13 protein-coding genes and 2 tRNA genes are annotated in these 15,253 nt (G+C 62.2%); all 15 read left to right on the top strand.

From position 1 onward, the window contains the following. Positions 1–3 precede the first annotated feature (3 nt). The 15 genes from tig to nuoG all read left to right on the top strand — a co-directional run bounded on the left by tig (position 4) and on the right by nuoG (position 15,251). Positions 4–1,407, top strand: a complete 1,404-nt coding sequence (tig, locus tag AC522E_RS10480; protein WP_500750382.1) for a trigger factor — start codon at positions 4–6, stop codon at positions 1,405–1,407. Between the two features lie 78 nt (positions 1,408–1,485). Next, positions 1,486–2,118, top strand: a complete 633-nt coding sequence (locus AC522E_RS10475; RefSeq protein ID WP_500750380.1) for an ATP-dependent Clp protease proteolytic subunit — start codon at positions 1,486–1,488, stop codon at positions 2,116–2,118. 226 nt (positions 2,119–2,344) lie between these two features. Continuing rightward, positions 2,345–3,613, top strand: a complete 1,269-nt coding sequence (gene clpX / locus AC522E_RS10470; protein ID WP_500750379.1) for an ATP-dependent Clp protease ATP-binding subunit ClpX — start codon at positions 2,345–2,347, stop codon at positions 3,611–3,613. 210 nt (positions 3,614–3,823) lie between these two features. Beyond that, positions 3,824–6,253 carry an endopeptidase La gene (gene lon, locus AC522E_RS10465; protein WP_500750378.1) on the top strand — a complete coding sequence of 810 codons (2,430 nt, stop codon included), beginning with the start codon at positions 3,824–3,826 and terminating at the stop codon, positions 6,251–6,253. A gap of 195 nt (positions 6,254–6,448) precedes the next feature. Further along, positions 6,449–6,727 (top strand): HU family DNA-binding protein, encoded by a 279-nt coding sequence (locus tag AC522E_RS10460; protein ID WP_500750377.1) that lies wholly within the window; start codon positions 6,449–6,451, stop codon positions 6,725–6,727. 83 nt (positions 6,728–6,810) lie between these two features. After that, positions 6,811–6,886, top strand: a tRNA-Val gene (locus tag AC522E_RS10455). Positions 6,887–7,011: 125 nt separating this feature from the next. After that, positions 7,012–7,088, top strand: a tRNA-Asp gene (locus AC522E_RS10450). A 216-nt stretch (positions 7,089–7,304) separates the two neighbouring features. Beyond that, the gene (locus AC522E_RS10445; RefSeq protein ID WP_500750376.1) at positions 7,305–7,733 is read left to right on the top strand and encodes a low affinity iron permease family protein; all 429 of its coding nucleotides are present in this window, start codon (positions 7,305–7,307) and stop codon (positions 7,731–7,733) included. A 170-nt stretch (positions 7,734–7,903) separates the two neighbouring features. After that, complete coding sequence (locus tag AC522E_RS10440) at positions 7,904–8,269, top strand: NADH-quinone oxidoreductase subunit A (protein ID WP_500750375.1); 366 nt, start codon at positions 7,904–7,906, stop codon at positions 8,267–8,269. Further along, the gene (locus AC522E_RS10435; protein ID WP_500750374.1) at positions 8,260–8,844 is read left to right on the top strand and encodes a NuoB/complex I 20 kDa subunit family protein; all 585 of its coding nucleotides are present in this window, start codon (positions 8,260–8,262) and stop codon (positions 8,842–8,844) included. Before AC522E_RS10440 ends, AC522E_RS10435 begins: the two co-directional genes overlap by 10 nt. A gap of 14 nt (positions 8,845–8,858) precedes the next feature. Continuing rightward, positions 8,859–9,461 carry an NADH-quinone oxidoreductase subunit C gene (locus tag AC522E_RS10430; RefSeq protein ID WP_500750373.1) on the top strand — a complete coding sequence of 201 codons (603 nt, stop codon included), beginning with the start codon at positions 8,859–8,861 and terminating at the stop codon, positions 9,459–9,461. A gap of 17 nt (positions 9,462–9,478) precedes the next feature. Then, positions 9,479–10,669, top strand: coding sequence for an NADH-quinone oxidoreductase subunit D (locus AC522E_RS10425; protein ID WP_500750371.1), 1,191 nt, complete (start codon positions 9,479–9,481; stop codon positions 10,667–10,669). Between the two features lie 114 nt (positions 10,670–10,783). Continuing rightward, positions 10,784–11,848: an NADH-quinone oxidoreductase subunit NuoE gene (gene nuoE / locus AC522E_RS10420; protein ID WP_500750370.1), complete on the top strand. Its 1,065-nt coding sequence runs from the start codon at positions 10,784–10,786 to the stop codon at positions 11,846–11,848. A gap of 14 nt (positions 11,849–11,862) precedes the next feature. Next, complete coding sequence (nuoF, locus tag AC522E_RS10415; RefSeq protein WP_500750369.1) at positions 11,863–13,164, top strand: NADH-quinone oxidoreductase subunit NuoF; 1,302 nt, start codon at positions 11,863–11,865, stop codon at positions 13,162–13,164. An 8-nt stretch (positions 13,165–13,172) separates the two neighbouring features. Further along, complete coding sequence (nuoG, locus tag AC522E_RS10410) at positions 13,173–15,251, top strand: NADH-quinone oxidoreductase subunit NuoG (protein ID WP_500750368.1); 2,079 nt, start codon at positions 13,173–13,175, stop codon at positions 15,249–15,251. The last annotated feature ends 2 nt before the right edge of the window (positions 15,252–15,253 follow it).

The following is a 15,253-nucleotide window of genomic DNA, read 5'->3' as shown; positions in this document are numbered from 1 at the left end:
ACCATGCAGGTGACGGAAACTCTGTCCCAAGGCTTGAAGCGAGAATTCAAGGTCGTTCTCCCGGCAACGGAGCTGGAGCAGCGTCTCAACGACGAGCTGTCGACCCTCAAGGACCGGGTGAGAATCAATGGTTTCCGTCCCGGCAAGGTGCCGGTCGGGCACCTGCGCAGGGTCTATGGGCGCTCGGTGATGGCGGATGTTCTCCAGAACGCCGTCAACGAAGCGAACCGGAAGATCGTCGAGGACAACAGCCTGAAGCTCGCCCATGAGCCCCAGGTAAAGCTTCCCGAGAGCCAGGACGAGATCGAGAAGGTCATGGAAGCCAAGGGCGATCTGGCTTTCACCGTCGCTCTGGAGGTTCTGCCGGTCTTCGAGCTGGCCGACCTGTCCGACGTATCCGTGACGAAGCCCGTCACGGAGGTGACTGACGCCGAGATCAACGAATCGCTCGAGCGCATGGCCAAGCAGAACCGCACCTTCGAGCCCAAGACGGGCAAGGCCGCCGAGGGTGACCGGGTGCTCGTGGACTTCGTCGGCCGTATCGACGGCACCGAGTTCGAGGGCGGCAAGGGCGAGGATATCCGGGTCGAGCTCGGGTCCAACACCTTCATCCCGGGCTTCGAGGATCAGCTCGTCGGCGTGAAGGCCGGCGACACGAAGCTGGTGAAGGTCGCTTTCCCGGTCAATTATCTGGCAGCCCATCTCGCCGGCAAGGACGCCGAGTTCGATGTCACCGTTAAGGAAGTCGAGGCTCCTGGCGAACTCAAGATCGACGACGATCTCGCCAAGGGCTTCGGGATGGAGTCCCTGGATGCGCTGAAAGATGCCATCCGCAGCGCGATCCAGCGGGACTTCGATGCCCAGTCCCGCCGCAAGGTCAAGAAAGAGCTTCTCGACGCCCTCGACGAGAAATACAGCTTCGACCTGCCGGCAACCCTGGTCGAGCAGGAATTCACCGCGGTCTGGGCCCAGGTCGAAGGCGACATGAAGTCCAACAACCGGACCTTCGCGGACGAGGATACGACCGAGGAGGAGGCGCGCGCCGACTATCGCAAGATCGCGGAGCGTCGCGTTCGTCTCGGCTTGGTTCTTGCGCAGATCGGTGAGAAGACCGATATCAAGATCTCCGACGATGAGGTCACCCAGGCGCTCGTCGAGCGGGTTCGCCAATATCCGGGCCAAGAGAAGCAGGTTTGGGATTTCTACCGCAACAATCCGCAGGCTCTGGCCGAAATCCGGGCCCCGCTGTTCGAGGAAAAGGTCGTCGATCAGATCCTGTCCCAGGTGAAGGTCGTTGACGAAACCGTTTCCAAGGAAGCGCTTTTCGGCGACGATGAGGGCGAGGAGGAAACCTCCGAGTCCAAGCCGAAGGCAAAGGGCGCCAAGAAATCCAGCAAGAGCGAGTAACGCACCTTTAAGCGTCTCGCCGCTTGCATCATCTATCGGCCGCGCGCCCGCGCGGCCGGACTTTGGAGCAGTGAGACGATGAGAGACCCGGTTGCGTTGTATAACAACACGCTCGTTCCCATGGTGGTCGAGCAGTCGAATCGTGGTGAGCGCGCCTTCGATATCTATTCGCGTCTGCTGCGCGAACGGATTATCTTCCTTACCGGCCCGGTCGAGGACTACTCGGCCTCGCTGATCGTGGCACAGTTGCTGTTCCTCGAGGCCGAGAATCCCAAGAAGGAAATTTCCTTCTATATCAACTCGCCGGGCGGCGTCGTGACCTCCGGCCTGTCGATCTACGATACCATGCAGTTCATCCGTTGCCCCGTATCGACCCTTTGCGTCGGACAGGCCGCCTCGATGGGCTCGCTTCTCCTGGCCGCGGGCGAGGCCGGGCAGCGTTTCGCACTCTCGAATGCCCGAATCATGGTTCACCAGCCCTCCGGCGGCTACCAGGGTCAGGTGACCGACATCATGATCCACGCCCGCGAGAGCGAGGCTCTGAAGCGCCGGCTCAATGAAATCTACGTGAAGCATACGGGCCGGGACATTGCCGCCGTCGAGCAGGCCCTGGAGCGCGATAACTTCCTGACCGCCGATGCCGCCCAGGAATTCGGTCTTATCGACCAGGTTCTCGCCAAGCGCCCCGAGCCGGCCGCGCCACAGCCCTGATACGGAATATCTGGGGACAAGTTCGGGGCCGGTGCGTCTTTTTGGCGTCCCGCCCCGTTCCTATTGATTGGGCCTCCTTCGCGTGTTTGCATGCCGATTCGGGACGCGGGAAGAATAGGTGGCTCGAATTTTTTAAGCTCCGGAACCTTTCATTAGTTTCGGCGCTCCTAAACTTAAGGATGCTGGGTCGGCATGGGTCGCCCCAGTGTCGATTGGAGATGTGATAATGACCAAAGCTGGCGGCAACGACTCCAAGAGCACGCTTTACTGCTCCTTCTGCGGCAAGAGCCAGCACGAGGTTCGCAAGCTGATCGCTGGCCCCACCGTGTTCATCTGCGATGAGTGCGTTGAACTTTGCATGGACATCATCCGCGAGGAATCGAAGTCGTCGCTGGTGAAATCCCGCGACGGTGTTCCGACTCCGAAGGAGATCAGCCGCGTCCTCGACGATTACGTGATTGGCCAGGAGCACGCCAAGAAGGTGCTCTCGGTGGCGGTTCATAACCACTACAAGCGCCTGGCGCATGCCGCCAAGCACAATGACGTGGAACTGGCGAAATCGAACATCCTGCTGATCGGCCCCACCGGTTCGGGTAAGACTCTGCTGGCGCAGACCCTGGCCCGCATTCTCGACGTGCCTTTCACCATGGCCGACGCGACCACCCTGACGGAAGCCGGCTATGTGGGCGAGGATGTCGAGAATATCATCCTCAAGCTGCTCCAGGCCTCGGATTACAATGTGGAGCGGGCCCAGCGCGGCATCGTCTATATCGACGAGATCGACAAGATCTCCCGCAAATCGGACAACCCGTCCATCACCCGGGACGTCTCGGGCGAGGGGGTCCAGCAGGCGCTCCTGAAGATCATGGAAGGTACCGTGGCTTCCGTACCGCCCCAAGGCGGCCGTAAGCACCCCCAGCAGGAATTCCTGCAGGTGGATACCACGAATATCCTGTTCATTTGCGGTGGCGCCTTCGCCGGCCTCGAGCGGATCATCTCCGGTCGCGGCAAGGGCACGTCGATTGGTTTCGGCGCCAGCGTCGAGGCCCCGGACGACCGCCGGACGGGCGAAATCTTCCGCGGCGTCGAGCCGGAGGACCTGCTGAAATTCGGCCTGATTCCCGAGTTCGTTGGTCGCCTGCCGGTTCTGGCGACCCTCGAGGATCTCGACGAGGACGCGCTCAAGCGCATTCTCCAGGAGCCCAAGAACGCCCTGGTGAAGCAATACCAGCGCCTGTTCGAGATGGAGAACGTCAACCTCACCTTCCAGGAGGAGGCGCTGTCCATGATCGCCCGCAAGGCGATCGAGCGGAAGACGGGCGCCCGCGGCCTGCGTTCCATCATGGAGGGAATCCTGCTCGAGACCATGTACGATCTGCCCGGTCTCGACTCGGTCGAGCAGGTCGTGATCGGCCCGGAGGTCGTCGAAGGCAAGGCGAAGCCCTTGTTCATCCACGGCGACCGGGGCGAGCAGAACGCGAGCGTCAGCGCCTAAAGTCGAGCTTCCGTGCCGGGCGCCGTTCTTGAAACGAAGCACCCGGCACGCCACATTATCTCTTGCGTGACCGCTGTCCGCTCATGTCTTCGAGGGGCGGTGCCACGTACCGAACGCAGCCAGTCATAAGAGCTTGAGCGTTTCGGTTTTCCGTCCACGGGCCCGCTCATCAAGAGGAGTTCGCCGGACGTTTCGAAAGGATGTCGTTTCATGACACAAGCGAAGCCACGTCAGCCTGTCGTCCCAGGCTCGACAGGAACCTATGCGGTTCTGCCTCTGCGCGACATCGTCGTCTTCCCGCATATGATCGTGCCGCTCTTCGTCGGCCGCGAGAAGTCGATCCGCGCGCTCGAGGAGGTGGTCAAGGGGGACCGTCACATTCTTCTGGCGACACAGATCGATGCGACGGATGACGATCCGGCAACGGATGCGATTTACAAAGTCGGAACCCTGGCCAACGTGCTGCAACTGCTGAAGCTGCCCGACGGCACCGTGAAGGTGCTCGTGGAAGGCGCAAGCCGCGCGCAGGTCAAGACATATACCCGAACGGAAGAGTACTACGAGGCGGAAGCAGAGGTGCTCCCGGACTCCCTGGGCGACCAGATCGAGGCCGAGGCGCTTGCACGCTCCGTTGTGTCCGAGTTCGAGAACTACGTGAAGCTCAACAAGAAGGTTTCGCCCGAAGTCGTTTCGGCCGTGACTCAGCTCGATGAGCCTTCCAAGCTCGCCGACACGATTGCCTCCCATCTGGCGATCAAGATCGCCGACAAGCAGGCGATCCTTGAGATTCCGACGGTCGCCCAGCGGCTCGAAAAGGTCCTTGGCCTGATGGAGAGTGAAATCTCCGTCCTGCAGGTCGAGAAGCGGATCCGCACCCGCGTGAAGCGTCAGATGGAGAAGACGCAGCGCGAGTACTACCTCAACGAGCAGATGAAGGCGATCCAGAAGGAGCTCGGCGACGACGAAGGTCGAGACGAGCTGGCCGAGCTCGAGGAGAAGATCGAGAAGACCAAGTTCACGAAGGAAGCCCGCGAAAAGGCATTGGGCGAGCTGAAGAAGCTCCGCCAGATGTCGCCGATGTCGGCCGAGGCGACCGTCGTGCGCAACTATCTCGACTGGCTGCTCGGCATCCCGTGGGCCCGTCGCTCGAAGATCAAGAAGGATCTGAAGGCGGCCCAGGACCTGCTCGATTCCGATCACTACGGCCTCGACAAGGTCAAGGAACGCATCGTCGAGTATCTGGCCGTTCAGCAGCGTGCCAACAAGCTCACGGGTCCGATCCTGTGCCTCGTCGGTCCTCCCGGCGTCGGCAAGACCTCGCTCGGCAAGTCGATCGCCAAGGCGACCGGTCGCGAGTTCGTGCGCATGTCGCTTGGCGGCGTGAGAGACGAGTCGGAGATTCGCGGTCACCGTCGGACCTATATCGGCTCGATGCCCGGCAAGATCATCCAGTCGATGCGCAAGGCCAAGACATCCAACCCGCTCATCCTGCTCGACGAAATCGACAAGATGGGAATGGATTTCCGCGGCGATCCGTCGGCCGCTCTGCTCGAGGTTCTCGACCCTGAGCAGAACAACTCGTTCAACGATCACTACCTGGAGGTCGACTACGACCTGTCCAACGTGATGTTCGTGACGACGGCCAATACGATGAACATCCCGGCGCCGCTCCTCGACCGCATGGAGGTCATCCGAATCGCGGGTTACACCGAGGAGGAGAAGGCTGAGATCGCCCGCACCCATCTGATCCCGTCGGCCACCAAGAAGCATGGTCTCGCGGAAAAGGAATGGACGATCAGCGACGATGCCCTGCTCATGCTGATCAGGCGTTACACCCGCGAAGCGGGCGTGCGTAACCTCGAGCGCGAGCTCTCCAACCTGATCCGGAAGGCCGTGAAGGAGATTCTCATCTCCAAGGTCAAGTCGGTGGCGGTTACGACGGAGAACCTGCCCGAGTTCCTCGGACCTCCGCGCTATCGCTATGGCGAGGTCGAGGCGGAGGACATGGTCGGCGTGGTCACCGGTCTCGCGTGGACGGAAGTCGGCGGCGAGCTACTGACCATCGAAGGCATCATGATGCCGGGCAAGGGCAAGATGACGGTGACCGGAAATCTCCGGGACGTCATGAAGGAATCGATCTCGGCAGCGGCGTCCTACGTCCGTTCCCGGGCCCTCGATTTCGGTGTCGAGCCGCCTCTGTTCGATCGTCGTGACATCCACGTGCATGTGCCGGAAGGCGCAACGCCCAAGGATGGACCTTCCGCCGGCATTGCGATGGCGACGGCCATCGTCTCGGTCATCACGGGGATTCCGGTTCGCCGCGATATCGCCATGACCGGAGAGGTCACACTGCGGGGCCGGGTGCTTCCGATCGGCGGGTTGAAGGAGAAGCTCCTCGCGGCTCTCCGCGGTGGAATCAAGAAGGTCTTGATCCCCGAGGAGAATGCGAAGGATCTGGTCGACATCCCGGCAAGCGTCAAGAACGGACTCGAGATCGTGCCCGTCTCACGCATGGATCAGGTTCTCCAGCATGCATTGGTTCGCATGCCCGAGCCGATCGAGTGGGAGGAGCCTGCGGCGCTCAACGCTCCGAAGGCCGCCGAGGTCGAGGACGATTCGGCCGGCGTCGTCGCCCACTAGAGTTGACGTTGCGTCATCTTTTTGACGAAGCCCCCGGACCCAAATCCGGGGGCTTTTTTTGATGTGGAATGTCGAGAAACGGCTTATTTCAGCCGTTTCAGGACTTGCGCATGGCCGAGCTTTGCGTCACAGGGTTTCTCCCTGAAACGATGGCACACAGGATGTGAGGCCATCGGGATCACTGGAGGATATCAAATGAACAAAGGCGAGCTCGTTGCGGCAGTCGCCGACAAGGTGGGGCTGTCTCGTGGTCAGGCTGGCGAAGCCGTCGATGCCGCTATCGATGCCATCACCGACGCTCTCAAGAAGGGCGACGAGGTGAAAATCGTTGGCTTCGGCACCTTCGTGGTGACCGACCGCGCCGCCGGTGAGGCGCGCAACCCGCGCACGGGCGAGAAGGTCAAGGTTCCGGCTTCCAAGACCCCGAAATTCCGCGCCGGCGCGGGCCTGAAGGACGCCGTGAACAAGAAGTAAGCGCTTTACAGGCGATCTTTTCTTGTCGGGAGGGCCGACCGCGCTTGCGTTGTCGGCCTTCTCTTTTTATGTGAGGCGGGGAAGGGCGGTTAGCTCAGTTGGTAGAGCATCTCGTTTACACCGAGAGGGTCGGCGGTTCGAGCCCGTCACCGCCCACCACGTCGGCGTCTTTCGGACGCCCGCCAAGCCTTCTCCAAGATTCTTCAAAGAGAGCGCAGGGATCGCTTGACAGGGGTCAGGGCCCCCCTTAAACCGCCCAAACACCGCTTCGGCGGTCCAAATGCGCGGGCGTAGCTCAGTTGGTTAGAGTGCCGGCCTGTCACGCCGGAGGTCGCGGGTTCGAGCCCCGTCGCCCGCGCCATTTATCCCCCCAAGCAGGGGGCTTTACCTCAGCTTCGCCACTTGCCTCCGCCCTTGCCGAGTGTGCCCTCCGGAATCGGCCATCGGCGCGACGGCCTGCGCTGGCGCCGACGCGAAATGTCGGCCGTTGGGGGCTTCCAGCAGGAAAAATTCGCGGTTCCCATGAAGCAAAACCCCAAGCTGGGCGTTATCAGGCGTGCAGTCGGGTGAGTTTTCCATGTCCCTCTCGAAATCGTTCACGGATCTTTCCAACTGGGTGGCTCAGGTCTCCGGGCGCCCCATCACCTTTGTCATCTGCCTCGCAGTGATCGTTGTCTGGGCGCTGAGTGGTCCGGTCTTCGGGTTCTCGGATACCTGGCAGTTGGTGGTGAACACAGGGACGACCATCGTCACCTTCCTGATGGTCTTTCTGATCCAGAATACGCAGAATCGGGACGGGGCAGCCATCCAGGCCAAGCTCGATGAGTTGATCCGTGCCAGCGCCGCCCAGAACGTCTTCATTGGGATCGAGCACCTGACCCAGGACGAACTGGATGAGATTCGGGCGAGGTGCGAGGCGAAGGCCAAGATGGAGGGCGCCGCGACGAGAGCGGAGCATGCCGCCAACCGCAAGGCCGCCGACGCGGCCGAGAAGGCTACAAGCTAGTTTGGAAACATTCTTTTGCGGCACCGCAAACACTTGTCAGGGTAGGGGAACTCGGCTAAGCCTCCCCCCGCAATCCATGGTTTGTCGCAGGGCCTTTCATTAGGCCGTCTGCGGCTTAAATTCATGGTTCGGTGCTGGTTTCGTACCGGCTCTGTTCCTTTAGGTGTCGCATGACGAATCTCCTCGCCGACTACCTGCCTCTCGTGATCTTCATCGGTGTGTCGCTCCTGATCGGGGTGGCGTTGCTCGTGGCGCCCTTCATCGTCGCCTACAGCAGCCCCGACACGGAAAAGCTTTCGGCCTACGAGTGCGGGTTCAACGCTTTCGACGATGCCCGCATGAAGTTCGACGTGCGGTTCTATCTCGTTGCGATCCTCTTCATCATCTTCGACCTTGAAGTGGCCTTCCTCTTCCCGTGGGCGATTTCGTTTGGGAATCTTGGCTGGTTCGGCTTCGCCTCCATGATGATTTTCCTGGGAGTGCTGACGGTCGGCTTTGTGTACGAGTGGAAGAAGGGAGCTCTCGAATGGGATTGATCACGGACACCCGGTCAACGCTCGTTGCTCCCAGCCCGACGGGGGTGCTTGATCCCGCCACGGGGCAACCGGTAGGTGCGACCGATCCCTATTTCGTTTCCATCAAGGACGAGTTGTCCGACAAGGGCTTCATCGTCGCCTCGGCCGAGGATCTCATTACCTGGGCGCGCACCGGCTCCCTTATGTGGATGACCTTTGGTCTCGCCTGCTGCGCCGTCGAGATGATGCAGATGTCGATGCCCCGCTACGATGCGGAGCGGTTCGGCTTTGCCCCGCGCGCAAGCCCGCGCCAGTCGGATGTGATGATCGTCGCCGGTACGCTCACCAACAAGATGGCACCCGCGCTACGCAAGGTCTATGACCAGATGCCGGAGCCGCGCTACGTTATTTCCATGGGCTCCTGCGCCAATGGCGGCGGTTATTACCACTATTCCTATTCGGTCGTACGCGGCTGCGACCGAATCGTGCCCGTCGATATCTATGTGCCTGGCTGCCCTCCCACGGCGGAGGCGCTGCTTTATGGCGTCCTGCTTCTCCAGAAGAAGATCCGTCGCACCGGCACCATCGAGCGCTGAGCAAAGGTCATCGCATGAATGCTGAACTGCAAGCCCTGAGCGATCACATTGCCGCGTCCCTCGGCGATGCGGTGACGGCGCGCGATCTCGCCTATGACGAGTTGACCGTTGTGGTGCGGGGGCAGGACATCGTGAGGGCGGTAACGTTCCTGCGTGATGACCCGCAATGCCGGTTCGTCGCCTTTATCGACATCTGCGGCGCAGATTATCCAGGTCGGGAGAAGCGCTTCGACGTCGTCTATCACCTTCTGTCCCCGCAGCTGAACCGGCGTATCCGGATCAAGGTTGAGGCGGACGAGACGACGCCCATTCCCTCGATCGTCGATTTGTTCCCGGCGGCGAACTGGTTCGAGCGCGAAGCATACGACCTCTACGGCATCCTGTTTTCGGGCCATCCCGATCTGCGCCGGCTTCTCACGGATTATGGCTTCGAGGGCTTCCCTCTGCGGAAAGACTTCCCGCTCACGGGCTTCGTCGAAGTCCGCTACGATGAGGGTCAGGGCCGGGTTGTCTACGAACCGGTGAAGCTTAATCAGGAATTCCGCAACTTCGACTTCCTCTCGCCATGGGAGGGCACCGATTACGTGCTGCCCGGCGACGAGAAGGCGAAGGTTTAGAGAGCGGTTTCAGTCCAATGACCGAACACAATATCCGGAACTTCTCGATCAACTTCGGACCGCAGCATCCGGCTGCGCACGGCGTGCTGCGTCTCGTGCTCGAGCTCGATGGCGAGGTGGTCGAACGCGTCGATCCGCACATCGGCCTGCTTCACCGGGGCACCGAGAAGCTGATCGAGTACAAGACCTACGTCCAGGCAAATCCCTATTTCGACCGGCTCGACTACGTCGCGCCGATGAACCAGGAACACGCCTTCTGTCTCGCGACGGAGAAGCTCCTCGGGATTTCCGTGCCCCGGCGCGGTCAGCTGATCCGGGTGCTTTATTCCGAAATCGGACGTCTTCTCTCCCATCTCCTCAACGTGACGACGCAGGCCATGGACGTCGGCGCTCTCACGCCTCCCCTCTGGGGCTTCGAGGAGCGTGAGAAACTGATGATCTTCTACGAGCGCGCCTCCGGTTCGCGCATGCACGCCAACTACTTCCGGCCTGGCGGGGTCAACATGGACCTGCCGCCCGAGCTGATCGATGATATCGAGGCGTTCTGCGATCCATTCCTGAAGGTCCTCGACGATCTCGATGAACTCGTGATCGGCAACCGCATCTTCAAGCAGCGCAACGTCGATATCGGCGTCGTGTCCCTCGACGATGCCTGGAAGTGGGGCTTCTCGGGCGTCATGGTGCGCGGCTCGGGCGCGGCCTGGGATCTGCGCAAGGCGCAGCCCTACGAGTGCTACGAGGAAATGGAGTTCGACATACCTGTCGGACGTAATGGCGACAATTACGACCGTCAGGTCATCCGCATGCTGGAGATGCGCGAGAGCGTCAGGATCATGCGCCAGTGCATTGACAAGCTCCGCGCGCCAGACGGGCAGGGGCCGGTTTCGACCCTCGACGGCAAGGTCGCCCCGCCTTCGCGCAAGGATATGAAGCGCTCCATGGAAGCGCTCATCCATCACTTCAAGCTCTACACGGAAGGCTTCCACGTCCCGGCGGGCGAAGTCTATGCCGCTGTGGAGGCCCCGAAGGGCGAGTTCGGCGTCTACCTCGTGGCGGACGGCACCAACAAGCCGTATCGCTGCAAGATCCGTGCGCCGGGTTTCGCCCATCTCCAAGCCATGGATTTCATGTGCCGCGGCCACATGCTGGCCGACGTCGCAGGCATCCTGGGCTCGCTGGACATCGTGTTCGGCGAGGTCGATCGGTAAATCGTTGCAGCCCGGCCCCGAGCTGGGCATCCGCGCAACCGGTGCGGGTGAAAGGTTCAAATCGTGAATGGCTGCTGCCGGAAGGCAGGCCATGGCGATGAGGAGAAGAGTTCTATGGCCGTTCGCAAGCTCGCGCCTGAGGAAATCCAGCCCGACAGCTTCACGTTCTCGTCCGAGAACATGGCATTCGTCGCAAAGCAGATCGCGAAATACCCGGCAGGTCGTCAGGCATCAGCGGTGATCCCGCTTTTGTGGCGAGCCCAGGAGCAGGCGGGAGGATGGCTTCCGCGCAAGGCCATCGAAAAGGTCGCCGAACTTCTCGACATGCCGCAGATCCGCGTCATGGAGGTGGCGACTTTCTACACGATGTTCAACCTCGAACCCGTTGGGAAGTATTTCATCCAGTTCTGCGGCACCACGCCCTGTGCTCTGCGCGGAGCCGGCGATATCAAGCAGGTCCTGGAGCGCCGGATCGGCGAGCAGAATCATGTATCCGCCGACGGCAAGTTCTCCTGGCTCGAGGTCGAATGCCTCGGTGCCTGCTGCAACGCACCCATGGTGCAGATCAACGACGACTACTACGAGGATCTGACGACCGAGAACTTCGAGAAGCTCCTCGACGATCTCGCCGCCGGGCGTCCCGTCAAGAAGGGCTCGCAGATCGGCCGCCGGTCCTCCGAGCCCCTGGACGCCGTGAAGACCCTTACCGATCCTCAGCTCTATGACGGGTCGCAGCTCGGCGCCTGGCGCAAGCGCTTCGAGGAAGAGGCCGCAGTTGCCGCTGCCGCGGGCGAGGCGGCCGCCGCGACCGCATCGGCTCCCTCGACACCGAAGCCTGCCAAGCCCGAGGCGGGGCGTGTGATCGAGACCGAGAAGGCCGATACGCCCGCAAAACGCGTCAAAGAGGGCGAGACGCCCGTGAGCGCGACGGAGCGCAAGGAAGGCGGCGACAGCTCGAAGGCGACGGCGGTGGAACCGCGGGCGGAGGGCGAAAGCAAGCCCGCGCCGCAGAGCGATAAGTCCTATGTGGCGACGCCCAGCAAGCCGGGCGCGGGGCGCGCGACTGCCGATGCGCCGACCACGCCCGTTGCCGGCACCCCACCTTCCGAGACGCCCGCGCGCCGGGATGGCAGCGAGAGCAAGCCGGACGTGACTCTCGACAAGAACAACAAGTCCTGACGGAGTGAACTGAGATGCTTCAGGACAAAGATCGTATCTTCACCAACCTCTATGGCTTCCATTCGCCGGACCTGGCTGCTGCGAAGATGCGCGGCGCCTGGGACGGAACGAAGTTCCTCCTCGAGAAGGGCCGCGACTGGATCATCGATGAGATGAAGAAGTCCGGCCTGCGCGGCCGTGGCGGCGCGGGCTTCCCGACGGGTCTGAAATGGTCCTTCATGCCCAAGCAGTCAGACGGCCGACCTCATTATCTGGTGGTCAACGCCGACGAGTCGGAACCCGGAACCTGCAAGGACCGGGAGATCATGCGCAATGACCCGCATCTGCTGGTGGAGGGCTGCCTGCTCGCCTCCTTCGCGATGGGTGCGAACGCGGCCTATATCTACATTCGCGGCGAATACATTGCCGAGCGTCACGCTCTCCAGCGCGCCGTCGACGAAGCCTATGAGGCCAAGCTCATCGGCAAGGACAACATCCACGGTTATCCCTTCGATCTTTACGTTCACCAGGGTGCCGGCGCCTATATCTGCGGCGAGGAGACGGCCCTGCTCGAGAGCCTCGAGGGCAAGAAGGGCATGCCGCGCCTGAAGCCGCCGTTCCCCGCGAATATGGGCCTCTACGGCTGTCCGACCACCGTCAACAACGTGGAATCGATCGCAGTCGCGGGCACAATCCTGCGCCGCGGGGCTTCCTGGTTCTCCGGCATCGGCCGGCCCAACAATGTCGGCACCAAACTTTTCTGCGTGTCGGGCCATGTGAACAAGCCCTGCAACGTCGAGGAGGCCATGGGCCTCACCTTCCGCGAACTGATCGACACCCATTGCGGCGGCATCCGTGGCGGCTGGGATAACCTTTTGGCGGTCATCCCGGGCGGATCGTCGGTTCCGTGCGTTCCGGCCGAGCAGATCGTCGATGCCTATATGGATTTCGATACGCTCCGGAATCTCAAGTCGGGCCTCGGCACGGCGGCCGTGATCGTGATGGACAAGTCGACTGACATCGTCCGGGCCATCACCCGTATCTCGTACTTCTACAAGCATGAGAGCTGCGGCCAGTGCACCCCATGCCGGGAAGGCACCGGATGGATGTGGCGTGTGCTGACCCGCATGGCGGAAGGCCGCGCCCAGAAGCGCGAAATCGACATGCTTCTCGAAGTGTCGACTCAGATCGAAGGTCACACCATCTGCGCGCTGGGCGACGCAGCGGCGTGGCCGGTCCAGGGTCTGATCCGCCACTTCCGGCACGAGATCGAGAAGCGGATCGACGACTATGCGGCGAACCCGCATTCTGAACCCGTCATGCTTGCGGCGGAGTGAGAGTGAAGATGGCCAAGATCATCGTTGATGGCGTCGAGGTTGACGTTCCGGCAGAGTACACGCTGCTTCAGGCGGCGGAGGCGGCGGGCGCCGAGATTCCGCGCTTCTGCTTCCACGAACGCCTGTCCATTGCCGGAAACTGCCGTATGTGCCTCGTCGAGGTGAAGGGTGCCCCCAAGCCCGTGGCATCCTGCGCCTGGGGAGTGCGCGACTGCCGGCCCGGTCCCAATGGCGAGCCGCCGGAAATCCTGACGAAATCGGCGACGGTCAAGAAGGCGCGCGAAGGGGTGATGGAGTTCCTCCTCATCAACCACCCGCTCGATTGCCCGATCTGCGACCAGGGTGGCCAGTGCGACCTGCAGGACCAGGCGATGGCCTATGGCGTCGATACCAGTCGCTATCATGAGAACAAGCGCGCGGTGCCTGACAAGTATCTTGGCCCGCTGGTCAAGACATCGATGAACCGGTGCATCCACTGCACTCGCTGCATCCGCTTTACCGCCGAGGTGGCAGGCGTTCCTGACCTCGGCGCGATCTGGCGGGGCGAGGACATGGAGATCACCAGCTATCTCGAACGGGCCCTCGGTTCGGAACTGCAGTCAAACGTGGCCGATCTCTGCCCCGTCGGCGCTCTGACTCATAAGCCCGAGGCGTTCCACTATCGTCCCTGGGAGCTGACGAAGACCGATTCTATCGACGTGATGGATGCGGTCGGCTCCTCCATCCGGGTCGATTCCCGGGGTCGAGAAGTCATGCGCATCCTGCCGCGCGTGAACGAGGCGGTGAATGAGGAATGGATCACCGACAAGGCTCGCCACGTCGTCGACGGCCTGCGCCTGCAGCGTCTGGACCGGCCCTTCGTGCGCGTGAACGGCAGGCTCCAGCCGGCTTCGTGGCAGGAAGCCTTCGCTGCCATCGCTGCGAAGCTCAAAGGCACGGATCCGAAGCGTGTCGGTGCGATCGTCGGTGACCTTGCCGCCGTCGAGGAGATCTATGCCCTGAAGCTTCTCATGGAGAGCCTCGGCGTCGCGAATATCGATGCACGGCAGGATGGTACCGTTCTGTCCCCGGCGCATGGGCGTGGCTCGTACCTGTTCAATTCCACCATTGCCGGCATCGAGGATGCCGACGCGATCCTCATCGTCGGGTCCAATCCGCGGATCGAGGCCTCGCTCGTCAACGTCCGGATCCGCAAGCGCTGGCGCCTCGCTCCGCCACCGGTTGCCCTGATCGGCGAGAATGTCGATCTGACCTATCCGTATGACTATCTCGGCGCCGGTCCGGAAACCCTGACCGAGATCCTTGCGGGCCGGCACAGCTTCGCCGAGGTTCTGAAGGGAGCCGAGCGCCCGCTCATCATCGTGGGCCAGGGGGCGCTTGCCCGTGCCGACGGTCTCGCAATCCTCTCTCTCGCGGCGCAGTTGGCCCAGGCGGTCGGCGCAGTGAAGGACGGATGGAATGGCTTCTCGGTGCTCCATACGGCCGCGTCGCGTGTCGGCGCACTCGATCTCGGCTTCGTGCCGGGCGCGGGCGGCCTTACCGCAGCCCAGATGGCCGAAGGCGGCGTGGACGTGTTGTTCAGCCTCGGCGCCGACGAGATCCCAGTGGCGCCGGGCGCCTTCGTCATCTACCAGGGCACGCACGGAGATCGTGGCGCTCACCGGGCCGATGTGATTCTGCCGGCCGCGACCTATACGGAGAAGTCAGGCACCTACGTGAATACGGAGGGCAGGGTTCAGATGGCGAACCGCTCCGCCTTCGCTCCGGGCGAGGCGCGAGAGGACTGGGCCATCCTGCGCGCCTTGTCCGATGCGCTCGGACACCGGCTGCCCTTCGACTCGCTGAACGCGCTACGTGCGAAGCTTTATGATGCCTATCCCCATTTCGCCGCCATCGGTGGGATTGCGGCGGCGGATGTGGCTGCTTCGGTGCAGAAGCTTGCGGGTCTTGGCGGGACGCCGGGCCGCGAAGCATTCGCGAGCCCGATCAAGGACTTCTATCTGACGAACCCGATCGCTCGGGCGTCCGGCGTGATGGCGGAGTGCTCGGCGCTCGCCCATGAGCGCCGGCTCGTGGCGGCCGAGTAAGG

Source organism: Microvirga sp. BF8, assembly GCF_059888585.1.
This window is presented reverse-complemented; position numbering and strand designations above follow the sequence as displayed.